Raw genomic sequence first — 21,988 nt, forward strand, 5'->3', positions numbered from 1 at the left:
AACCACCATGCTCGCCATACTGCACCCGGACACGCCGCTGGACAGCGACAGCTATCGCCAGACCATGAGCTTCCTGGAACAGCTACCCGGTGTGGCGATCAAGGTCCATGAAGTAAAGGGGGCCACTCAGCGCCTCACCGAAATCTACCTGCTCGGCGACACCAAGAGCCTCGACAAGGACGAAATCGAAGCCCTGCCCGCAGTCGAACGGGTTATCCGGATCTCTGACGACTACCGGATTCTGGGGCGGCACCGGGACGACCAGCGCCAGTCAGGATTTACCTATAACGGGGTGGAGTTCAACCAGAACAACCTGAACGTGTTCGCCGGCCTGTGTGCCGTGGATACGCAGGAACACGTGGAAATCATGATGCGGGCCCTGAAGGAACAAGGGCAGCACTGCACCCGTATGGGCGCTTACAAGCCCCGTACCAACCCCTATTCCTTCCAGGGTCACGGCAAGAGCTGCCTGCCCTGGGTATTCGAGACCGCCGGCAAGCATGATATCCGGGTGGTGGCCATGGAGATCACCCATGAGAGCCACATCGAGGAAATCGACGAGTGCCTGGAAAAGCTGGGGCGCCCCACCGGGGTCATGCTGCAGGTGGGCACCCGCAACACCCAGAACTTCGAACTGCTCAAGGCCATCGGTCGCCAGAAGACCTACCCGGTGCTGCTGAAACGGGGCTTCGGTATCACCCTGAACGAGTCCCTCAACGCGGCGGAGTACCTGGCCAGCGAAGGCAATGCCAATGTGGTGTTCTGTCTGCGCGGCATGAAAAGCGACGCCGGCCAGCCCCACCGCAACATGGTGGACTTTGCCCATGTGCCTACCGTGAAACGCCTGACCCGTATGCCGGTGTGTATCGACCCGTCCCACTCGGTAGGCAGCCGTGACAAGGCACCTGATGGCATCCCGGATGTCATGCACGCTACCGCCCAGGGGGTGGTAGCCGGCGCCAACATGGTACTGGTGGACTTCCATCCCCGTCCGGAAAAAGCCCTGGTGGATGGCCCCCAGGCACTATTGATGGACGAACTGCCCGCCTACCTTGAAGATGTCAGCCAATGCCACCAACTCTGGAAGAAACGCCAGGAGCTATACCGGAACACAGGAGAAGTCAGGGCAAAATGATCGTCTATGGTCATCGCGGTGCCCGGGGCGAAGCCCCGGAAAATACACTGGCCGGCTTCACCACTGCCTATCGCCACGGAATCCGGCACTTTGAACTGGACGTGCAACTATCGTCCGACGGCATCCCCGTCGTTATCCATGACCTGAGCCTGGAAAGGACGACCGGCAAAAGCGGCAAGGTGGCCAATCACAGTGCCGCCGAGCTGTCCCGCCTGGATGCCCGCCGAAACACAACGCCCTGGCCGGATCCCGTGGGGATACCCGCCCTGGAGCAGATTATGGATGCCTGCCCCGAGGTCGCCCACTACCAGCTGGAGGTCAAGCCGGATGCGCGCAACCGGCTCAACGTCCTGTGCAACCGGCTGACGGAGCTTATTCAACACCGAAAGCTGTTTGAAACCGTGGTGGTTACCTCATCCGATGGCTGGTTTCTGCAGGAGATCAAACGCCGGAACCGGAAGATTCACACCGGGTATGTGGCAGGCCGGCGCTTTCCCAGGCCGGTCATCACAGCCCGACGCCTTGGGTGCAGCTACCTGGTTCCGAGCTGGCGAATCTGCTCGTCCGAGATGGTCAGCCAGGCCCACCGCCAGGATATGCAGGTCTCGGTCTGGACGGTGAATCGCATCCACGACATGCTGGCAATGCAGGATCTGGGGGTAGACAGCATCATCACGGACTTTCCCACCAGCACCCGCATATACTTCGACAACCAGGCGACGAGGCTACCCCGGCCGACGGAAAAAGTCGGTGGAGACCGGAAAAATGAAGGGACAACGGCCTGACTGTCAGTTGCCAGGCAAGGCAATGACAGACCAGGCCGGTGAGCTCCGGACTACTCGAAAATCCGGTTGAGGCCGTTCAGGGCAGCCACCCGGTAGGCTTCCGCCATGGTCGGGTAGTTGAACGTGGTGTTGATGAAATAGTTCAGGGAGTTGGCCTCCCCTTCCTGGTTCATGATGGCCTGACCGATATGGACGATCTCGGCTGCCTGGTCACCAAAGCAGTGAATGCCCAGGATTTCACGGGTCTCCCGGTGGAACAGGATCTTCAGCATACCCACCTTCTCGCCGGTGATCTGCGCCCGTGCGAGGTCCTTGAAGAACGCCTGGCCCACGTCATAGGGCACTTTCTTCTCGGTCAGCTCCCGCTCTGTGGGGCCCACTGAACTGATTTCCGGAATCGTGTAGATACCCGTCGGCACATCGGAGACAAACCGGAAGTAGTCATCCTGCACCACATCCGAAGAGGCGGACCGCCCCTGGTCATAGGCGGCACTGGCGAGGCTTGGCCAGCCAATCACATCCCCGGCAGCGTAGATATTGGGCACGGCGGTACGGTAGTGCTCATCCACCTGCAGCTGGCCCCGGCTGTTGGGCTCAAGCTCCAGGTTTTCCAGCCCCAGGTTGTCGGTGTTACCAGCCCGGCCATTACACCACAGGAAGGCGTCGGCACGGATCTTCTTGCCGGACTTCAGCGATAGCACCACACCATGGTCATCGCCATCCACGGACTCGTACTCCTCGTTATGACGAACCAGCACGCCGGTGTTCCGCAGGTGGTAACTCAGGGCATCGGAAATCTCGTCATCCAGGAACGACAGCAACCGGCTGCCCGGGTTGATCAGGTCCACCTTGACGCCGAGCCCCGCGAAGATAGAGGCATACTCCGAGCCGATCACCCCGGCACCGTAGATAATCAGTGTGCGCGGCGTGTGGGACAGGTTCAGTATGGTGTCGCTGTTATAGATGCGCCGATGGCGGAAATTTACATCCGGCGGCATATACGGGCGCGAGCCGGTGGCAATGATGGCCTGCTTGAAGTTGAGCACCTCGGCGGTCCTGGCACCACGCACCTCAAGCCGGTTCTTGTCCAGGAAGAAGGCCCGGCCGTTGATCAGATCGACCCGGTTGCGGGAATAGAACTGCGTGCGCAGCTTGACCTGCTTGTCGATCACCTTCTGGGCATTCTGCAGTACCCGGGGGAAGGAGAACCAGCGTGGCTCACCGATATCCCGGAACATCTGGTTGGTATTAAACGTAATGATCTGCTTGACGGAGTGCCTGAGGGCCTTCGAGGGAATGGTGCCCCAGTGGGTACAGTTGCCCCCCACCGCGGGCTTGTCTTCAATGATTGCAACGCGCTTGCCATGCTTGGTGGCATTCATGGCCGCACCTTCACCGGCGGGGCCTGCGCCAATCACCACGACGTCATAATGATGTTCAGCCATCAGGACGATCACTCCTTATCGCGTGGTTGTTAAAAAAAATACAACCCGCCGGCAGTCAGGAGACCACCGGGGGCAGGAATCAACTTGTTATGCCAGCTCGGTATCAGGAACCGCTGCGCTTGCCGGCGTCGGCCGCGTCATAGGCCAGGTTGCTGTTTACCTGGCCTTCTTCTTCGCTGTTCTCACATTTGCTGGTATCACCACCACAGATCTCACACGGTCCGGTGATACCAGCCGCACCCAACCCACCGCAGGTGCCGGTGATGGGCTTGCGACCAAAGATAACGCCAACCGACATGGCGACCATCAGCAAACCAACAACCAACAGTGCCAGTAAAAAGGTGCCCATGTCTTACTCCCCTTATTCAATCAACCAGGTGTCGAAGGCAGGGGTGTGGTAGGTCTCGAACCCCTCCCCTTCACGCACAATAAAATAGACGGCCAGGTTCTCCTGTAACGCCAGCCGGTAACCCTCCTCAAACCCCAGCACCGTAAACGCGGTGGCCCAGGCATCGGCCATCATGGATGAGTCATCGATAACCGTGACCGACGCCAGGCGGTGATCCACAGGTCGACCGGTTGCAGGGTCTATGGTATGTGAAAATCGCTGCCCATCCGATTCGTAATAGTTACGATAGTCCCCGGATGTTGCCATGCCGTTCCGGTCCATGGCCACAACCCGGTTGACCTGCCGGCCCTCTGCATCGGGCTGCTCAACCGCCAGGCGCCAGGCCGAACCATCCGGTTTGCGGCCGCTGACCCGGACCTCGCCACCGATCTCCACCAGGTACCGGTTGACGCCCTCGCTTTCAAGATAACGGGCAACGGCATCCACGCCGTAGCCCTTGGCAATGGCCGACAGATCCAGGTACTGCTTCCGCCCTGCCCTGATGGCCTGTTTTTCGGGGGCCAGCTCCAGGAAGCGGAACCCTGTGCTGGCAAGCCGGTCCGCCAGCACCTGGTCCTCCGGCACCTTGTCAGGGCGACCTTCCGGGCCAAACCCCCAGAGGTTGACCACCGGGCCGATGGTGATATCAAAGGCGCCCCCCGAGCGTTCGGACACCCGCTGTGCTGCGGTCAGCACCTCGAACAGCGGATCAGACACCGGCACCCATTCCGACTGCTCATCGCTGCTGTTAAACCGGCTGAGCTCCGAGTCCTCCCGCCAGGTGGACATACTGGCGTCCACGGTTTCAAGGACTTCCGTGATACCTTGCGACAGATCTTCAAGGGTTTCCCTGTCGTCGGTCAATACGACGTTAATATGGTACCGGGTACCGAAGATCCCCCCGGAAATTTCCCAGGTTTTTTCCTCTGGCTCAAACGAACAACCCGCCAGGGCGACCAGGGCCAGCACCGCAAGGGTACTGGCCAGGGTCACCCTGACGGGTCGTGACATGCCGGATGTCATCTGAGTGTCTTAACCCCCGAAGTCGTCCAGCATGATGTTTTCATCCTCTACACCAAGATCCTTGAGCATCTTGATGACGGATGCGTTCATGATGGGGGGCCCACACATGTAGTACTCACAGTCTTCCGGTGCCGGGTGGTCCTTCAGATAGCTCTCATACAGTACGTTGTGGATAAAGCCGGTTGGCCCTTCCCAGTTGTCTTCAGGCAGTGCGTCAGACAGGGCGACGTGCCACTCGAAGTTCTCGTTCTCCCGCGCCAGCATGTCGAAGTCTTCCACGTAGAACATCTCGCGGACACTCCGGGCACCGTACCAGAAGCTGATCTTGCGCTTGGAGTTCAGGCGCTTGAGCTGGTCGAAGATGTGAGAACGCATGGGCGCCATGCCGGCACCACCACCGATAAAGACCATTTCGGCTTCGGTCTTCTTGGCAAAGAACTCCCCGAACGGCCCCATCACGGTCACCTTGTCACCCGGCTTCAGATTGAAGACATAGGACGACATGATGCCCGGCGGATGATCGGTGCCGGGAGGCGGTGTGGCGATCCGGATGTTGAACTTGAGAACACCCTTCTCTTCCGGATAGTTGGCCATGGAGTAGGCGCGGATAGTCTCTTCCTTGTTGACCGCTGTGTAGCGCCAGATGTCGTGCTTGTCCCAGTCCTCATGGAACTCCTCCTCGATATCGAAATCCTTGAAAGGGATTTCGTAGGGAGGACACTCCAGCTGCACGTAGCCACCGGCGCGGAAGTCCACTTCCTCGCCTTCCGGCAGCTTCAGCACCAGCTCCTTGATGAAGGTGGCAACGTTGTGGTTGGAAACCACCTCGCACTCCCACTTCTTCACGCCGAAGAACTCTTCCGGCACCTCGATCTTCATGTCCTGCTTGACAGGAACCTGGCAGGACAGGCGCCAGCCTTCCTTCTCTTCCCGGGGGGTGAAGTGGGTCTTTTCGGTGGGCAGCATGGCGCCGCCGCCATCAAACACCTTGCACTTGCACTGGGCACAGGTACCGCCGCCGCCACAGGCGGAGGACAGGAAGATACCGCTGTTGGCCAGCGTGCCCAGCAGCTTGCCACCGGCACTGGTTTTCAGGGTGTGCTCGGGGTCATCGTTGATTTCAATGGTCACATCACCGGTGCTTACCAGCCTGGAACGGGCCGCGAGGATAATCGCCACCAGCGCCAGCACGATAACGGTGAACATGACCACGCCGAGAATAATTTCTGTATTCATGGTCTCGCCTTTTCGTTAAACCGAATCACCGGGTTGATTACAGGGAAATACCGGAGAAGGACATGAAGCCCAGGGACATCAAACCAACGGTAATGAAGGTGATGCCCAGGCCACGCAGGCCCTCGGGAACGTCGCTGTACTTCAGCTTCTCACGGATACCCGCCAGTGCAACGATGGCCAGGGCCCAGCCCACGCCGGCACCAAAGCCATACACCAGGCTTTCGCCAAAGGTGTAATCCCGCTCCACCATGAACAGCGACGCACCCAGGATGGCGCAGTTCACTGTGATCAGGGGCAGGAACACACCCAGTGCCGCGTACAGGGCCGGAATGTACTTGTCCAGCACCATCTCCATGATCTGTACGATGGCAGCGATAACACCGATGTAGGTCAGCAGGCCAAGGAAGCTCAGGTCCACGTTGGGCAAGCCCGCCCACTCCAGGGCACCTTCCCGCAGGATGCTGTTATACAGCAGGTTGTTCACCGGCACGGTGACGGTCAGAACCACCACCACGGCGATACCGAGGCCAGTCGCCGCTTCGATCTTCTTGGAAATGGCCAGGAAGGTACACATCCCCAGGAAGAAGGCCAGCGCCATGTTCTCAACGAAAATGGCCTTGAGGATCAGACTGATATAGTGCTCCATCAGAAGGCCTCCTTGGTGGTGTGGCGAGACATCTTGAAGTCAGGCTCTTCCACCTGCTCCGGTTTCCAGGCGCGCAGGCCCCAGATGGCCAGGCCGATGATGAAGAACGCGCTCGGCGGCAACAGCAGCAGGCCATTGGGCACGTACCAGCCGCCTTCGTTCACGGTCGGCATCAGGGCGAAGCCGAACAGCGAGCCGGCGCCAATCAGTTCGCGGAAAAATGCGACGAACAGCAGCATGACCGAGTAGCCGAGACCGTTACCAATACCGTCGAGGAAGCTCAGCAGCGGCGGGTTGTTCATCGCAAAACCTTCCGCGCGACCCATAACGATACAGTTGGTAATGATCAGCCCGACAAACACCGACAGCTGCTTGGAGATCTCATAGGCATAGGCCTTGAGGATCTGGTCCACCACGATAACCAGTGAGGCAATGATGGTCATCTGCACGATGATCCGGATGCTGCCCGGAATCTGGGTACGCACCAGCGACACGGCCAGGTTGGAGAAGCCTGTTACCGCGATAACCGCCAGGCACATCACGATGGTCACGTTCAGGCTGGTGGTCACCGCCAGCGCGGAGCAGATACCGAGGATCTGCAGCGCGATGGGGTTATTGCTGAAGATTGGTTCGAAGAGAACCTGTTTGGCTGAAGCGTCTGCCATGATCAGACCTCCCCTTCACGAAGTTTTTGCAGGAACGTGGCAAAACCGCGATCCCCCATCCAGTAATTCACCAGCTGCTCGACGCCGCGACTGGTCAGGGTTGCCCCGGACAGCGCGTCTACCTTGTGCTCCTTGTCACGGGCGTCGCCGCTCACGCCGCCCTTGACCAGCTGGATCTGCGGCTCGGTCTTGTCTTCACCGTACAGCTCCTTGCCAACCCACTGCTGTTTCCAGCGGGGATTGTCCACTTCACCACCCAGGCCCGGGGTTTCCGCGTGGGCGTAGAAGCCGAGGCCTTCAATGGTATTCAGGTCGCCTTCCAGCGACACAAAGCCGTAGAGGGTGGACCAGAGGCCATAGCCGTGAATCGGAAGTACAACCCGCACCATCTCACCGCCTTCTTCCAGGACGTAGATCTTGGCGACGTCAGGGCGACGCTTGATGCCGGCCTTGTCTTCGCTGGACGGAATGTTGGTGGACATGTCCGGGTCTGAAGCTGCCTTGTACATGTCGTACTTCATGGGATCTTCAACACCGACGGTCGAAGGCTCCACGAATTCACCGGTTTCAAGGTCCACCAGGCGTACGTCAAAACCGGCAAAGCTCTCCTCGATGTCCTCGACACTCATGCCAGGCTCGAGCATGCCGGCCGCTGACAGGATGTTGGTCTTGATGTCCAGGTTCTGGTTCTGGATCTGCGCCGGGCGGAGCATGACGGCGGCAGTGGAGACAACCACCGAGAACACGATGCTCAGCACCAGGGCAACCATCAGGGTTCTGGAGACAGTATCTTTAGCTTTAGCCACGGGCAAGCCTCCGTTTGATGTTGGCCTGAACCACGTAGTGATCCATCAGCGGTGCGAACAGGTTGGCGAACAGGATCGCCAGCATGATGCCTTCCGGGAATGCCGGGTTGACCACACGAATCAGCACGGTCATGACACCCACCAGGATACCAAAGCACCAGCGACCGGTATTGGTCATGGCAGCGGAAACCGGGTCAGTAGCCATGAACATCATGCCGAAGGCAAAGCCGCCCATCACCAGGTGCCAGTGGGGACCTACCGCGAAGAACGGGTTGGTCTCGGAACCAAGCACGTTGAACAGCAAGGAGGTGGCGATCATGCCAATCATCACGCCTCCGACAATCCGCCAGGACGCGATCTTCATCACCAGCAGTGCAATACCGCCAATCAGTACCGCCAGGGTTGAGGTCTCACCCATGGAGCCCTGAACAGTACCCAGGAAGGCGCTCATCCAGCCGATATTCTGCTCCAGCGCCTCCAGGCCACCGGATGCTGCCCAGCTCAGGGCCGTCGCACCGGAGAAGCCGTCAATGGCGGTCCAAACGGTGTCGCCGGAGATCTGGGCCGGGTAGGCAAAGTACAGGAATGCGCGGCCGGTCAGGGCCGGGTTCAGGAAGTTCTTGCCGGTTCCGCCAAACACTTCCTTGCCGATGACCACACCGAAGGTGATACCCAGCGCCACCTGCCACAGGGGAATGGTGGGCGGACAGATCAGGGCAAAGAGAATGGAGGTCACGAAGAAGCCTTCGTTCACCTCGTGGCGACGCACGGTGGCAAACAGCACTTCCCAGAAGCCACCCACAACGAAGGTGACAAAGTAGATGGGAATAAAGTACGCCATGCCGTAGACGAAGTTATCCCAGATCCCTGCCCCGGAACCGGTTACTGCCAGGGCCTGGATAAAGGCAGTCCGCAGGCCACCGTCGCCAACCAGTGCATCCGGGTTTTCCGCCAGGAAACTGTTGGCCTGGAAACCGATATTCCACATACCGAAGAACATGGCCGGGAAGGTACACATCCACACGGTGATCATGATGCGCTTGAGATCAACGCCGTCACGTACGTGGGAGGTGGTAGAGGTTACGCTGTTGGGCGTATAGAAGATGGTGTCGACCGCTTCGTACAGGGCGTACCAGCGTTCGTACTTGCCACCTTTTTCAAAATGATGCTCGATGCCATCGAGAAACTGTCGGATTGCCATCGGTTAGCCCTCGATCTCGATTCGGGTCAGGTTCTCACGGAGAATCGGACCATATTCGTATTTGCCCGGGCACACGAAGGTACACAGGGCCAGGTCTTCTTCATCCAGCTCCAGTGCGCCAAGCTTCTGTGCCATCTCGGTGTCACCCACAATCAGGATACGCAGCAGCTGTGTCGGCAGGATGTCCAGGGGCATGACCTGTTCGTAGGCTCCCACTGGCACCATGGCCCGCTCACTGCCATTGGTTGTGGTGGTAAAGTCGAACTTCTTGCTGCCCATGAGTTTGGACAGGTAGATGTTCAGCACCGAGAACTTGTTGGCACCCGGCGACAACCACCCCATGAAATGGCGCTTGTAGCCTTCCTCGAGCACGGAGACCTGGTTATCAAAGCGACCCAGGTAGGCACAGGGACCAGTACCGCGACGTCCGCCGAATACCGAACCGGAAATCGGACGGATGTCGCAGTCAGTAGCGGCTTCATCCTTCAGCAACTCTTCCAGGCTGGCACCCAGACGGGTACGTACCAGGCGCGGCTTGCTCGCCTTCGGGCCACCGATAGCCACCACGCGATCCACCGGCAGCTCACCGGTTTCGAACAGCTTGGCAATGGCGATGACGTCCTGGTAGCCAATGCTCCAGACCGTCTTGCTCAGGGACACCGGATCCAGGTAGTGGATGTGGGTACCCACGTTACCGGCCGGGTGCACACCGTCAAACTGCTCGACCTGGATGGCATCGGATTTGGGCACAGGCACGTCAGAGCCCGGCTTGCCGGTAACGAAAACCTTGCCATTGGTCAGTTTGGTGAGAATCTGCAGCCCCTTTTCAAAGGCAGCAGCCTGTTCCTTGATGATGACAACCGGGTCCGCCGCCAGCGGGTTGGTGTCCATCACGGAGACAAAAATGGAGTTGGGGGCACTGTCGATGGCGGGAACCTTGCTGAAAGGCCGGGTGCGGAACGCGGTCCACAGACCGGATTCCACCAGGTTATCCACCACCTGCTGACGCTCCAGGGAGGCCAGGTCGCCCTCGCTGTAGCGGGCAAAGGTCTCAGCCTCGTCACCGTCGACTTCAATGACGATGGACTGGAACACCCGCCGCTCACCGCGGTTGATCTCTTTTACAACACCGGCTGCCGGTGAGGTATAGCGAACGCCTTCGGTCTTCTTATCCGTAAACAGCAGCGACCCGCGCTTGACGCGGTCTCCCTCTTTGACTTCCATCGTCGGCTTCATGCCGTTGTAATCAAAGCCGATCAGCGCGACGTGGCGTACCGGCTTTCCTTCTGAGATGGTCTGATCAGGAGCGCCGCTGATGGGAAGATCCAGGCCTTTTTTGATGTTGATCATTAGCCTCGTCCAATCATCAGGAACTATTAAAAGGATTGTCACGCCTGGCCCTGCAGCCTTGTTCCCCGACATGTCAAACAGGCCTCGTACAGCCCGGATAACGACTGACCGTACCGGCGTTGCACACGGTTTGCGGTCATTGCTCAGGAAATCGACAAGAAACGGGTGCCAGACGTACCCAAAATCGCGCCAATTATAGAGATTAAGAGAAGCTATTTCTACCGGTAACCTGGACCCGTTAGAGGATTTATCCCTTCCAGCCAGGGTTGGGCGACCTCCAGCGGGCCATGCTGACGGACCAGGGGGGCGCCAACAAAAAACCCCGGGAGCACTGAGCTGCCGGGGTTTTCATCAAGCACTGACCTCAGTCAGCCAGGGCCTGTGCCCATTCCCGCGAACGCTTCGGGAAGATCGGGTAGGTAATGCCAGCCATCTGGTTAACGCAGCGAATTACCTGGGCACTGTAGCCGAATTCATTGTCGTACCAGACGTAGAGGATCAGGCGCTTGCCATTGGCAATCGTTGCCTGCGCATCTACTACGCCCGCATGGCGGGAGCCCACAAAGTCAGTAGAGACCACTTCCGGGGAGTTCACGAAGTCGATCTGCTTCTGCAGCTCGGAGTGAAGGGCCATTTCCCGCAGGTACTCATTGGCGCTATCAACCGTCACGTCTTTCTCGAGGTTCAGGTTGAGGATAGCCATGGACACGTTGGGCGTCGGCACCCGGATCGCATTCCCACTGAGCTTGCCCTTCAGCTCCGGCAGGGCCTTGGCAACCGCCTTGGCGGCCCCTGTCTCGGTAATGACCATGTTCAGCGGCGCACTGCGACCACGACGACTGCCCTTGTGGTAGTTATCGATCAGGTTCTGGTCGTTGGTATAGGAGTGCACGGTTTCCACGTGGCCATCCAGGATGTTGAACTCGTCATGGATAGCCTTGAGCACCGGCGTAATGGCGTTGGTGGTACAGGACGCCGCAGACAGAATGCGATCCTCGTCGGTAATGGTATCGTTATTGATGCCATAGACGACGTTCTTGATATCACCCTTGCCCGGGGCCGTCAGGATCACCCGGCTGGCACCCTTCGACTTCAGGTGCAGGCCCAGGCCCTCTTCGTCCCGCCACTTACCGGTGTTATCGATAATGATGGCGTTGTTGATGCCGTACTCGGTGTAGTCCACCTTGTCCGGACCATCGGAGTAGATCACCTTGATGAAGTTGCCGTTGGCAATCAGCGCGGAGTTTTCCTCATCAACGGTAATGGTACCGTTGAACGGGCCATGTACCGAGTCACGACGCAGCAGGCTGGCACGCTTTTCCAGGTCGTTGTCGGCACCACCCTGCCGTACCACAATGGCCCGCAGGCGCAGGTTGTTACCGCCACCGGCCTTTTCGATCAGGATACGGGCCAGCAGGCGACCGATACGACCAAAGCCATAGAGTACAACGTCCTTGGTTTGCTCAACGGCGTTCTTCTCGGACTCGGCATGGTGCTGACCGACAACCGGTCCGATCTCGTCCCGCAGGAAGTCCTCCAGCGAGCGACCATTACCCTCGGCCTTGAACTTGACGGCCAGTTTGCCGATATCGACGTGGGCCTGGCCCAACTCCAGCTTATCCATGGTCTCCAGCACTGGCAGGGTATCGTGAACTGACAGTTCGCTGTCTTCCACCTGGCGGACAAAGCGGTGAGCACGAAGGATACCAATCACTGACTGGTTAATAATGGCGCGACCATAGACCGACGTGACCACGTTGTTCTTGCGGTACAGACGACCGATCAGGGGAATCATTGCTTCAGCGGTGGACTCCCGCTCGGTCCAGTTGGACAGGTGCTGGTTGATCTGTTCGTGACTCACGCTTGAACCTCTGCAAGTTGGCACTGGAAAAATGGGGTGCGTATTATCCAATTTAAATTCCGTGATCGCAAACCACCACCGGCGAAGCCCTTACTGCCGAAGTCCCTTTAACGTTAACTGGGGACGTTTTTTTGGCAGGTCAGCGACGGACCGGCTTTAAACGTGCTGTCATGACAGTTCAGTCTGTCACCGCTAGAATACCCCCCTTTCCGGAACGGTCGCCATCCGTAATAAGGTCTCCGGGCTTACCGTCCGTTCATGATTCGCAAGCCATCCGTCAGGCCAACGCCAGGAGCTGATCATCCCGATGAAACCGGGCAAACCGCACACTCCCATCGCCGACTTTGTCCCCGCTGCCCCTACCCGCCCCGCGGATCACAGGATATGGGACCGACTGAATGGCAGCGCCGATGCCCTTGCCATCAGTGAAACCGCCCGCACTACCGGCGGCCTGACCCTGGTGATCACTCGCAGCACGGATGAGGCCATTCGACTGGAGCAGGCGGTCCGCTTCTACCTGGACCTGCCGCCGGATGAAGAGGCTGCCTCCATTACTGACGATGGCCTCGAACTGTTGTCCTTGCCCGACTGGGAAACCCTGCCCTACGACCTGTTCTCACCCCACCAGGACATCGTCTCCAGGCGAATTCGTACCCTGCACCGGCTGCCACAAACCCGGCACGCCATACTGATCGTCCCGGCGCGGACCCTGATGCACCGATTGCCACCGGTCTCCTACCTTCAGGGCAACACGCTGCTACTGGAAGCGGGCCAGACCCTCGACCCCGCCCAGTGGCGCCTGCAACTGGAAGCGGCCGGCTATCGCCATGCGGAGAACGTCTACGAGCACGGTGAATACGCGGTGCGCGGTGCCATTGTCGACATCTTCCCCATGGGCGCAAACCAGCCTTACCGCATCGACCTGTTCGACGACGAAATCGAGACCCTGCGTACCTTCGACCCGGAAACCCAGCGCTCCCTGGACCGCATTGACCGGATAGAACTGCTGCCAGCCTTCGAGTTCCCCTGGAGCAAGGATGCCCGCTCGGGTTTCCGCAACCGCTGGTTCGAATACTTCCCCAACGCTGACCGCAGCGCAGCGGTTTACCAGGATGTCACCCAGGGCATCACCCCGGCCGGCATCGAGTACTACCTGCCGCTGTTCTTTGATGAAACCGCTACCCTGTTCGACTACCTTCCTGGTGAAACCCTGGTATTCACCGCCGACGGCCTTGACGAAGCCGTCGACCTGTTCCAACAGGACACGGCCAACCGCCATGAAGAACGCCGCCACGACCGCATGCGGCCGATCCTGCCGCCGACAGACCTGTTCCTGAAGACCGATGAGCTGTTCGGCCTGTTGCGCCAGCGCCCCCGGGTCACCCTGGTGCATGGTGAGACCACCCGGTCCGGTCAGGGCATTACCTCCCTGCACTCCGAACCGCTGCCGGATGTCGCCATGGACGGCCGCGCCAGTGACCCCGCCGCCCGCCTGCGCCAGTTTATCGGCGAGTTCGATGGCCGGGTGCTGATCTGCGCTGAATCCTCCGGGCGTCGCGAAGCATTGCGGGACAACCTGTCAGAGAACAGCCTGAAGGTTGAAACTGTAAATAACTGGCTGGCTTTCCTGACTTCCGACACCAGCCTGGGTATCACCGTCGCACCCCTGGAGCCGGGGCTGCTGTTGCCGCGGGAGGGCCTTGCCCTCATCACCGAGACCCTGTTGTTCGGTGAGCGGGTACTGCAACGACGGCGCCGGGAGAAACCCACCGAAGTGGACGACTCCGGTTACCGCGACCTGTCCGAGCTTCGGGTCGGGGCACCGGTGGTGCACATTGATCATGGTGTAGGTCGTTATCAGGGCCTGGAAACCATCACCGTAGATGGCGATGCGACGGAATTCCTGACCCTGGAATACGCCGGCGGCTCAAAACTCTATGTACCGGTTTCCAGCCTGCACCTGATCTCCCGCTATTCCGGCTCGGATACAGAGCACGCGCCCCTGCACAAACTGGGCACGGACCGCTGGAGCAACGCCAAGCAGAAGGCCATGGAAAAAATCCGCGATACCGCCGCGGAACTGCTTGACGTCTACGCCCGGCGGGAGGCCCGTAAAGGCTTCCAGTTCAGCGATCCGGAGGAAGCCTACCGGCACTTTGCCGCCGGCTTCCCGTTCGAGGAAACCCCGGACCAGCAGGCAGCCATCGAACGGGTGATCGAGGACATGACCGGTGAGCGCCCCATGGACCGTCTTGTCTGTGGCGATGTTGGCTTCGGCAAGACCGAGGTCGCCATGCGCGCCGCCTTCATTGCCACCTGGTCCGGCAAACAGGTGGCGGTCCTGGTGCCCACCACCCTGCTGGCCCAGCAGCACTATGAATCCTTCCGGGACCGTTTCTCCGACACCCCGGTCACCGTGGAACTGCTGTCCCGCTTCCGCAGCACTGGCGAGACCCGCAAGGCCATTGAGCGCATTGAAGAAGGCAAGGCGGACATTGTCATTGGCACCCACAAGCTGCTGCAGGGGGATATCCGTTTCAGTAACCTGGGACTGGTGATCATCGACGAGGAGCACCGCTTCGGGGTCGGCCAGAAAGAAAAGTTCAAGGCCCTGCGCGCGGAGGTGGACATGCTCACGCTGACCGCCACACCCATACCGCGCACCCTCAATATGGCCATGGGCCACCTGCGGGATCTGTCCATCATTGCCACACCGCCGGCCCGGCGCCTGTCGGTGAAGACCTTTGTGCGCCAGAAAGACAACGCCATGGTCAAGGAAGCCATCCTGCGGGAAATCCTTCGGGGCGGCCAGGTGTACTTCCTGCATAACGATGTGGCCACCATCCAGAAAACTGCCGAGGATCTGCGCAACCTGATTCCCGAAGCCCGCGTGGGCGTGGCCCACGGGCAGATGCGGGAACGGGAGCTGGAACAGATCATGTCGGACTTTTACCACAAGCGCTTCAATGTGCTTGTGTGTACCACCATCATCGAGACCGGCATCGACATTCCCAGCGCCAACACCATCATTATCGAACGGGCAGACAAGTTCGGCCTGGCCCAGCTGCACCAGCTGCGGGGCCGTGTCGGCCGCTCCCACCACCAGGCCTACGCCTACCTGCTGACCCCGCCCCCCAAGGCCATGACAGCAGATGCCCGCAAACGACTGGATGCAATTTCCGAGGCCCAGGACCTGGGCGCAGGCTTTATGCTCGCCACCCATGACCTGGAAATCCGCGGTGCCGGCGAACTGCTGGGGGACGAACAGAGCGGACAGATCGAGAGCATCGGTTTTACACTCTATATGCAATTGCTGGATGAAGCCGTGCAGGCGATCCGCGAAGGCCGGACACCCAATGCCGACCTGCCCCTGAGCCACGGCACGGAAATGAACCTGCGCATTCCGGCACTGATACCTGACGATTACCTGCCGGATGTGCACAACCGCCTGATGCTCTACAAGCGTATCGCCAGCGTGAAAACCGAGGAAGAGCTCAAGGAGTTGCAGGTGGAAATGATCGACCGGTTTGGCCTGCTGCCACAGCCGGCGAAGAACCTGGTCCGCCAGAGCAGCCTGCGTATCCGCGCCGAGGTCCTGGGGGTGATCAAAGTGGATGCCGGCCGTGACTGGCTCAAGCTGGAGTTCGGCAACAACACCACGGTCGACCCGCTCAGGCTGGTGCAGAAGGTCCAGCAGGCTCCGGACCAGTATCGCCTGGAGGGCGCAAATACCTTCAGCGTGCGGCTGAAAGACGACACAACCGATGGTAAACTCGACGCCATCTCGGCGGCATTGACGGAACTGGCAGCGTAACCCGATCGCTGCATTGCCCCGGATGGATAAGGAGATAGCCTGTCACAGTTGTGCAGGCCATCGATTCCGACGAATGGATCAGGAGACATCCCTTGTACAAACCGGCCCTTACCTTTGCCAGCCGACTGCTTGCCAGCCTGGCCCTGCTGACGGCTCTGTCTTCGGCTGCCCTGGCCCAGGATCGCTACCGCGCTGAAATCGTCGTCCTGGAGCGACTGGCAGACCCGATTCTTGAAGAAAACATGGCCGGCAAGATACCTGAACCGGTCACAGGCAACGGGCGCCTGTGGGTAGTGGACAGCAGCGGCAACCAGGTATCCGACATCAACACCACGTCCAACCTGACCCTCAACAACGCCGCTGCCCGCCTGGAAAACAGCGGCAAGTACCGGGTGCTGATGAAAACCGGCTGGTTCCAGCGCTTTCCGCCCAATTACAACGGCGAACCGCTGCAGATCGAACTGGGTGACTACCTGGAATCCGCGGGTCACCGGGCCATCGAAGGCACCATTGAGATTAACCGGCGCCGATATTTGCTGGTTACGTTAGAGCTGAATCACTGGCAGGAAGCCAGCGGGAACAACTCCCCGGCTCGCTCGACAGCCTCATCCGGGGAAGCTGACCGCAAGGGCCAGGAAGAGCAGCAGCCGCCAGGCGACGGCGAAACCTCGAGCGAGGACAGCCCGATTGCCACGGGCAGCGCGGGCACTGCCCCATCGGCATCGTCGAACAAGGAGCTGATCACCTGGATTCGGGAAACCCGCCGCATGCGCAGCAAGGAAGTCCACTTTGTGGACTCCCCCACCATTGGCGTACTGATTTACTTCCGTCCGCTGGACTGACCGCCTCGTATCAACGCAAAACGCCCGGGAAACCCCGGGCGTTTTGCGTTATATTCCCTTTCCTGCACAGCCTACCCCTATGACGCTTTAAGGGCGGGTATCACCTCTTCGAGGATGGCTTTCACACCGCTCATTCCCTCCGCCAGGGCCTGGCCAATCTCTTCCATGGTAATGATGTGATCCGACTTGCCGGCCGCCCAGTTCACTGACAGGGCCAGGCAGGCGTAGGGCAGGCCAAGCTCCGCCGCCAGCGCGGCCTCCGGCATACCGGTCATGCCCACCAGGTCGCAGCCGTCCCGCTCGAGCCGGGTTACCTCGGCAGCACTCTCCAGGCGCGGTCCCTGGGTGGCCCCGTAAACCCCGTAGTCCACCGCCATGACCTGACGACGGGCAGCGGCCGCCAGCAGGGCCTGGCGGAGGGATTCGTCGTAGGGAAACGTAAAGTCGATATGGGTAACACCCTCAAGCAGGGCATCGCCCACCTGCTCAAAATAGGTATGCCCGCGACCCCAGGTGTAGTCGATAACCTGGTGAGGGACGGCAATTCGGGCGGGCCCCATGGCGGAGGTAATGCCACCAACGGCGTTCACCCCGATCACCCGGGCTGCGCCTGCCTCCCGCAGCGCCCAGAGGTTCGCCCGGTAGTTCACCTGGTGGGGCGGAATGTGGTGGGGATGGCCATGGCGGGCCAGGAACAGTACCGGGTGCCCGCGGAAATCCCCTCGTACCACCGGCCCGGACGGCTCTCCCCAGGGCGTATCAATGGCCAGCTCCTGCACCACGGCCAGTCCTTCGAGCTCGGTCAGGCCGGTTCCGCCAACAATAGCGGTCTCACCGGCCCCGGCTGCCACTTTGACATCAGCCGTCATGACTCGCCCTCATCACCGAGGGTGGTTTCCTGGCCAGCGCCGGAAGGCTCTCGCACCGCCCCGCTGTCAGCTGCCTTGCCTTCATTGCCCTGCTGCCGGCGCCGGTTACGGGCGCCCCCATCGTGTTCGCGACCTGGATCTTTATCCGGCTCGTCGCCATCCCGGCGTTCCTCGCGGTCAATACGGACCGTTTCGGCCACGTGCAATGTGCGTGTGGGGAAGGCCACCTCGGAACCGTAGGACTCAATAATATCGCTGATCTGCAGCAACACATCCTGCTTGACCTCATGGAACTTCACCCACTGGGTGGTCTTGGTGAACGTATACACCATGATATCCAGGGACGAACTATTGAAAGCAAGGAAGTTGACGATCAGAGTCTGGTTGGCGTCAATTTCCTCATGATTCTCCAGCATGGTCCGGATATCCGAGACAATGTTCGACATTTCCTTCACGTCGACATAGCGGATGCCGATGGTTTCATAGATACGCCGGTTCTGCATGCGCGACGGGTTCTCTACCGCGATCTGCGTGAAAGCTGCATTGGGCACGTACAGCGGGCGCTTGTCGAAGGTACGGATGGTGGTCAGGCGCCAGCCAATAGCCTCCACAATACCTTCGATTTCCCGGTCCGGGGAGCGGACCCAGTCCCCGACCTTGAAGGGACGGTCCAGGTGGATAATAAAACCGCCAAAGAAGTTGGCCAGCAAGTCCTTTGCGGCAAAGCCCACAGCAATGCCACCGACGCCACCGAAGGCCAGCACACCGGAAATGCTGTAACCCAGGGACTGCATCACCGTCAGCAATGCGGTAATAGCCACCACTGCCCGCAGCAGCTTGCTGATGGCGTTAACCGTGGTGTAGTCCATCGGTCGCTTCATCTTGACCGGTGATGTCAGAATCTCTTCCGCCTGCTTGATCACCCCGAACAGGGTCCAGACGATGATGAAGACAAAGCCCAGCTCGAGCAGCATATCGTTGGCCGAGAAAATCTCTGCGTCGGAGTACTTGTGGGCGACCTCCGCCGCCCAATAGACCCCCTGCAACCAGATAAACCCGATCATCGGGCGACGCAGGGCGTGTAGCACTGCGTCATCCCACAGGTTCTGGGTTCGCTGGAACCTTCGCTCCAGGAGCAAAATGATTCGACTGACCAGGAAGGCGACGCTGGCAGTGGCGAAGACCAGCCCAAAAACAACAATGGCGACACGCCAACTCTGGGAAAGCAGCTCCCAGTTATTCATCAAGCCAACCACCAGCTCTGGAGTTTCTTCCACAGATATTTCCTCTTACGGCTTTTCTACTGACGAACGGGGACCTGGCTCAATGGTAACCGGCACCCCTGCCTCCAGCCGGTCAAACAGGTCAATCACAGCCTGGTTACGCATGCGGATGCAGCCATGGGAGCGTGGCTCGCCCATGGGCTCTGTATCCGGGGTGCCATGAATGTATATGAAGCGACCAAAGGTATCGACACCAGGGCCACGGTTGATGCCTTTTTCCAGGCCACACAGCCAGATAATGCGCGACAGGATCCAGTCGCGCCGTGGCTGCTGCCGGGACAATTCCGGCGTCCAGAGTTCGCCGGTAGGGCGGCGGGCGACAAATACCGTACCCTGGGGTGCACCGCGGCCAACCAGGGCCCGGACATAGTGACGCCCCCGGGGCGTACAACCGGAATCCTGGGCTTCACCCGGGCCTTTAAGCGCCGTGGAAACCGGCCAGCTCAGGTGCTCGCCATAAGGGCCAAACCAGTCCAGGGTCTGATCCGACAGACTGATCACCACATGCTGTGCGCCGTTCCGGGACGAAGTTCGAGAGGCCAAACCGGTGCTCCTGCCAGAATAAAATCAAGGAGCAAAGGCTAGCGAACCCGGCGCAGGGTGGCAACTGCAAACTCGCCGGGAGGCGGGTTCAGTCCGCAGCCCGGTTAGCGGAAACGGTGGCCTCTGGCCGGGGCACCATCATCAGGTCCGGTGCCTGCATGCCTGCGGCCAGGAATGGTATCAGGCGGGCAGCGATTTCCTGGATCGGTGTTTCCACACCGGTCTTGGTATGCAGGATATCGCGAAGGGCATCACTGGAGGACATGGTAAAAGCAGTGGCTCCCAGCATGAACTGGATACGCCAGTAACGATCCACGGAGGTGAGCTGCGGTGTGGCCTGTTTCAGGAGGGACATGAAGCGGCTGAATATTTCCCGGTACTCCTCTTCCAGGTACTCCCGCAGGTGACCCTGGGACTGGGTATAGGCCAGCCCCAGCAATCGCATAAAAATGGAAATGCCCCGCTCATTGCGCTGGGGCATCCGCACTGCGCTGCCGGTTACGGCCCCCAGAATTTCCTCCACGGTAAGGACGCGGTCGCCGGGGCGGGCTTCCAGCTCATCAAATTCCCGGTCCAGGGTAGCCGAATAAGGTGTCAGGAAACGGGCGAAAACGGACTGGATCAGGGCATTCTTGGACCCGAAATGATAATTCACCGCTGCCAGATTGACACCGGCCTTGCTGGTTATCATTCTGAGAGAGGTTTCCGCGAAGCCACGGTCGGCAAACAGCTCCTCCGCCGCATCGAGAATCCGGTCAACGGTATCTGACTGGGCCACAAGACATTCCTCCAGGAAACAGGTGTTTAAAACATACGTTTCAAACGGAAAGCTGTCAAGTTTCCTTGCCCTGCTGGCTTGTCGAGTCGTCCGCTGTTACATCCTCACCTTGCCCCGTAGTTTGCGCGCCGCCTGACGGGTTCTGAGCCTGTCCCTGGTCCACGCCGGAGTCGGTGACGGCTTGCGCCACCGATTGCCAGCCCCGGTCAATGGCTTTATGGTGCCCCTCAAAATAGGCAGCCTGCATGCGCTCGTAGCGCTTTCTCGGCCTCCAGCATGAAAATCAGGTAAAGCCGGAAATGCTCCCGGCGGGTCAGGGACGGTGCCAATCGCCGTTGTTCCGACAGATGACGCAAGGTACTGAACCGGGGCGCCGCCAGGGCCGGATTGAACTCGGATAACTCGTTACACTGCCAGATCAGTCCCAACTCACCTTCCAGGTGGGCCACATGGCGCCGGGCGTCCCGTATCAGCTGTTGCCGGTAGAACACCAGGTCCAGGTATGAGGGGTTCGATGTATAAAGCCGCCGCACAAACGGAACGCCCAGCAGCAGGATGACCACGAAGGCACCGAAGCCTCCGCCGGCGAGCCAGGCCGGCACCATGCCTGTGAGACCGCTCAGAAACACCAGTGCAGCGACAGTGGCCGACAACAGCCAGCTGTCGCGGCGCCGGCGTGCTGCACTCAGTGTGTAACTGTCCGGCCAGCCAGAGAGCGACAGTAGATTGAAATCCATCAGGTTGACCCGCTCACACTGCCGTAACAACCGGCGCAGACGGCGCTGGTAGGATTCGGCATAGCGGCGCTCCACCTCATCCTGTTCTGCAGAAGCATCAGGGCTGTCAGTGCTATCGGAGGTTTCCGTGGTGGTCTGCGACTCGCTGTCAGGGTTGCCAGACCCAGCCTCGCCCTGCTGTGCACCCGGCCCGCCTTCAACGACTGACTGCCCGGAGGAGTGCGAAGGCGTGCCAGCCTGGCCTTTGACAGCCGGCACTGACGAACCACCAAGGTCGGGGTCTGCGGGCCGGCCAGGGCGAAGTACCGGCTCCTGTACCGAATGTTCGGTATCGCGATTTTTCAAGGTGGAATCTGCCATCACTGTCAGCCGTCTCACTACGGAATACCCTGCAGCCCTGACTGCGGGTCGTTGCCCGGGCACGTTACCAGCGCCCTTCGAAAGTCATTCGCCCTGAAAGGTTATCGCCTGCCAGCCGGGTTTCTTTAGCGACCGGGCCACGGGTTAACCTTTTTGATCACCGACCTTTTGATAGCTTACCTTCGGGGAGATACACTTGCGTGTTCCGAAATGTAACGAGG

The 21,988-nt window shown here is 59.7% G+C and carries 20 protein-coding genes; 4 read left to right on the forward strand and 16 right to left on the reverse strand.

Annotation, left to right across the window (positions count from 1 at the left end; all coding sequences use genetic code 11):
- The first annotated feature begins 7 nt into the window (after positions 1-7).
- Entirely contained in the window at positions 8-1,135 is a 1,128-nt protein-coding gene (locus tag MLC59_RS04310) for a 3-deoxy-7-phosphoheptulonate synthase (RefSeq protein WP_248231199.1), read from the forward strand.
- Positions 1,132-1,920, forward strand: coding sequence for a glycerophosphodiester phosphodiesterase (locus tag MLC59_RS04315; RefSeq protein WP_248231200.1), 789 nt, complete (start codon positions 1,132-1,134; stop codon positions 1,918-1,920). Before MLC59_RS04310 ends, MLC59_RS04315 begins: the two co-directional genes overlap by 4 nt.
- Before the next feature lie 50 nt (positions 1,921-1,970).
- Here the strand turns inward: MLC59_RS04315 and sthA are convergent, their stop codons facing one another.
- The 10 genes from sthA to MLC59_RS04365 all read right to left on the reverse strand — a co-directional run bounded on the left by sthA (position 1,971) and on the right by MLC59_RS04365 (position 12,541).
- Entirely contained in the window at positions 1,971-3,365 is a 1,395-nt protein-coding gene (gene sthA / locus MLC59_RS04320) for a Si-specific NAD(P)(+) transhydrogenase (RefSeq protein ID WP_248231202.1), read from the reverse strand.
- A gap of 103 nt (positions 3,366-3,468) precedes the next feature.
- The gene (nqrM, locus tag MLC59_RS04325; protein WP_248231205.1) at positions 3,469-3,714 is read right to left on the reverse strand and encodes a (Na+)-NQR maturation NqrM; all 246 of its coding nucleotides are present in this window, start codon (positions 3,712-3,714) and stop codon (positions 3,469-3,471) included.
- A 12-nt stretch (positions 3,715-3,726) separates the two neighbouring features.
- On the reverse strand, positions 3,727-4,764 hold the full coding sequence (locus MLC59_RS04330) for an FAD:protein FMN transferase (RefSeq protein ID WP_248231207.1): 1,038 nt from the start codon (positions 4,762-4,764) through the stop codon (positions 3,727-3,729).
- A 21-nt stretch (positions 4,765-4,785) separates the two neighbouring features.
- Positions 4,786-6,012 carry an NADH:ubiquinone reductase (Na(+)-transporting) subunit F gene (nqrF, locus tag MLC59_RS04335; RefSeq protein ID WP_248231208.1) on the reverse strand — a complete coding sequence of 409 codons (1,227 nt, stop codon included), beginning with the start codon at positions 6,010-6,012 and terminating at the stop codon, positions 4,786-4,788.
- Positions 6,013-6,049: 37 nt separating this feature from the next.
- Complete coding sequence (gene nqrE, locus MLC59_RS04340) at positions 6,050-6,658, reverse strand: NADH:ubiquinone reductase (Na(+)-transporting) subunit E (protein ID WP_248231210.1); 609 nt, start codon at positions 6,656-6,658, stop codon at positions 6,050-6,052.
- A complete protein-coding gene (locus MLC59_RS04345; RefSeq protein ID WP_248231211.1) occupies positions 6,658-7,323 on the reverse strand; it encodes an NADH:ubiquinone reductase (Na(+)-transporting) subunit D in 666 nt (221 codons plus the stop codon). The genes nqrE and MLC59_RS04345 overlap by 1 nt, the downstream gene beginning before the upstream one ends.
- A 2-nt stretch (positions 7,324-7,325) precedes the next feature.
- Positions 7,326-8,129, reverse strand: a complete 804-nt coding sequence (locus tag MLC59_RS04350) for a Na(+)-translocating NADH-quinone reductase subunit C (protein ID WP_248231212.1) — start codon at positions 8,127-8,129, stop codon at positions 7,326-7,328.
- Positions 8,122-9,330 carry an NADH:ubiquinone reductase (Na(+)-transporting) subunit B gene (locus tag MLC59_RS04355; RefSeq protein ID WP_248231215.1) on the reverse strand — a complete coding sequence of 403 codons (1,209 nt, stop codon included), beginning with the start codon at positions 9,328-9,330 and terminating at the stop codon, positions 8,122-8,124. Before MLC59_RS04355 ends, MLC59_RS04350 begins: the two co-directional genes overlap by 8 nt.
- A gap of 3 nt (positions 9,331-9,333) precedes the next feature.
- A complete protein-coding gene (locus tag MLC59_RS04360) occupies positions 9,334-10,680 on the reverse strand; it encodes a Na(+)-translocating NADH-quinone reductase subunit A (RefSeq protein WP_248231217.1) in 1,347 nt (448 codons plus the stop codon).
- A 364-nt stretch (positions 10,681-11,044) separates the two neighbouring features.
- Complete coding sequence (locus tag MLC59_RS04365) at positions 11,045-12,541, reverse strand: glyceraldehyde-3-phosphate dehydrogenase (protein WP_248231220.1); 1,497 nt, start codon at positions 12,539-12,541, stop codon at positions 11,045-11,047.
- Between the two features lie 307 nt (positions 12,542-12,848).
- On the opposite strand from MLC59_RS04365, the gene mfd reads away from it, so the two are divergent.
- On the forward strand, positions 12,849-16,355 hold the full coding sequence (gene mfd / locus MLC59_RS04370) for a transcription-repair coupling factor (RefSeq protein ID WP_248231222.1): 3,507 nt from the start codon (positions 12,849-12,851) through the stop codon (positions 16,353-16,355).
- Positions 16,356-16,447: 92 nt separating this feature from the next.
- Positions 16,448-17,197 (forward strand): CsiV family protein, encoded by a 750-nt coding sequence (locus tag MLC59_RS04375; RefSeq protein ID WP_248231223.1) that lies wholly within the window; start codon positions 16,448-16,450, stop codon positions 17,195-17,197.
- 77 nt (positions 17,198-17,274) lie between these two features.
- Here the strand turns inward: MLC59_RS04375 and MLC59_RS04380 are convergent, their stop codons facing one another.
- The 6 genes from MLC59_RS04380 to MLC59_RS04405 all read right to left on the reverse strand — a co-directional run bounded on the left by MLC59_RS04380 (position 17,275) and on the right by MLC59_RS04405 (position 21,752).
- Positions 17,275-18,066, reverse strand: a complete 792-nt coding sequence (locus tag MLC59_RS04380; RefSeq protein ID WP_248231225.1) for an S-methyl-5'-thioinosine phosphorylase — start codon at positions 18,064-18,066, stop codon at positions 17,275-17,277.
- Positions 18,063-19,310, reverse strand: a complete 1,248-nt coding sequence (locus tag MLC59_RS04385; protein ID WP_248231461.1) for a mechanosensitive ion channel family protein — start codon at positions 19,308-19,310, stop codon at positions 18,063-18,065. The genes MLC59_RS04380 and MLC59_RS04385 overlap by 4 nt, the downstream gene beginning before the upstream one ends.
- Positions 19,311-19,355: 45 nt before the next feature.
- On the reverse strand, positions 19,356-19,892 hold the full coding sequence (locus MLC59_RS04390; protein WP_282450848.1) for a L,D-transpeptidase family protein: 537 nt from the start codon (positions 19,890-19,892) through the stop codon (positions 19,356-19,358).
- An 88-nt stretch (positions 19,893-19,980) separates the two neighbouring features.
- Positions 19,981-20,670 carry a TetR/AcrR family transcriptional regulator gene (locus tag MLC59_RS04395; protein WP_248231228.1) on the reverse strand — a complete coding sequence of 230 codons (690 nt, stop codon included), beginning with the start codon at positions 20,668-20,670 and terminating at the stop codon, positions 19,981-19,983.
- A 55-nt stretch (positions 20,671-20,725) separates the two neighbouring features.
- Positions 20,726-20,917 (reverse strand): hypothetical protein, encoded by a 192-nt coding sequence (locus MLC59_RS04400; RefSeq protein WP_248231230.1) that lies wholly within the window; start codon positions 20,915-20,917, stop codon positions 20,726-20,728.
- Positions 20,898-21,752, reverse strand: a complete 855-nt coding sequence (locus MLC59_RS04405; protein ID WP_248231234.1) for a hypothetical protein — start codon at positions 21,750-21,752, stop codon at positions 20,898-20,900. The genes MLC59_RS04400 and MLC59_RS04405 overlap by 20 nt, the downstream gene beginning before the upstream one ends.
- Between the last annotated feature and the right edge of the window lie 236 nt (positions 21,753-21,988).

This window comes from Marinobacter bryozoorum (genome assembly GCF_023156245.1).
Taxonomy (GTDB): Bacteria; Pseudomonadota; Gammaproteobacteria; order Pseudomonadales; family Oleiphilaceae; genus Marinobacter; species Marinobacter bryozoorum.

Bases quoted from the DNA above. Each gene is read 5' to 3' on its own strand.
- MLC59_RS04310 (WP_248231199.1), top strand. From the start codon at position 8: ATGCTCGCCATACTGCACCCGGACACGCCGCTGGACAGCGACAGCTAT.
- MLC59_RS04315 (WP_248231200.1), top strand. From the start codon at position 1,132: ATGATCGTCTATGGTCATCGCGGTGCCCGGGGCGAAGCCCCGGAAAAT.
- sthA (WP_248231202.1), bottom strand. From the start codon at position 3,365: ATGGCTGAACATCATTATGACGTCGTGGTGATTGGCGCAGGCCCCGCC.
- nqrM (WP_248231205.1), bottom strand. From the start codon at position 3,714: ATGGGCACCTTTTTACTGGCACTGTTGGTTGTTGGTTTGCTGATGGTC.
- MLC59_RS04330 (WP_248231207.1), bottom strand. From the start codon at position 4,764: ATGTCACGACCCGTCAGGGTGACCCTGGCCAGTACCCTTGCGGTGCTG.
- nqrF (WP_248231208.1), bottom strand. From the start codon at position 6,012: ATGAATACAGAAATTATTCTCGGCGTGGTCATGTTCACCGTTATCGTG.
- nqrE (WP_248231210.1), bottom strand. From the start codon at position 6,658: ATGGAGCACTATATCAGTCTGATCCTCAAGGCCATTTTCGTTGAGAAC.
- MLC59_RS04345 (WP_248231211.1), bottom strand. From the start codon at position 7,323: ATGGCAGACGCTTCAGCCAAACAGGTTCTCTTCGAACCAATCTTCAGC.
- MLC59_RS04355 (WP_248231215.1), bottom strand. From the start codon at position 9,330: ATGGCAATCCGACAGTTTCTCGATGGCATCGAGCATCATTTTGAAAAA.
- MLC59_RS04360 (WP_248231217.1), bottom strand. From the start codon at position 10,680: ATGATCAACATCAAAAAAGGCCTGGATCTTCCCATCAGCGGCGCTCCT.
- mfd (WP_248231222.1), top strand. From the start codon at position 12,849: ATGAAACCGGGCAAACCGCACACTCCCATCGCCGACTTTGTCCCCGCT.
- MLC59_RS04380 (WP_248231225.1), bottom strand. From the start codon at position 18,066: ATGACGGCTGATGTCAAAGTGGCAGCCGGGGCCGGTGAGACCGCTATT.
- MLC59_RS04385 (WP_248231461.1), bottom strand. From the start codon at position 19,310: ATGAATAACTGGGAGCTGCTTTCCCAGAGTTGGCGTGTCGCCATTGTT.
- MLC59_RS04400 (WP_248231230.1), bottom strand. From the start codon at position 20,917: ATGCAGGCTGCCTATTTTGAGGGGCACCATAAAGCCATTGACCGGGGC.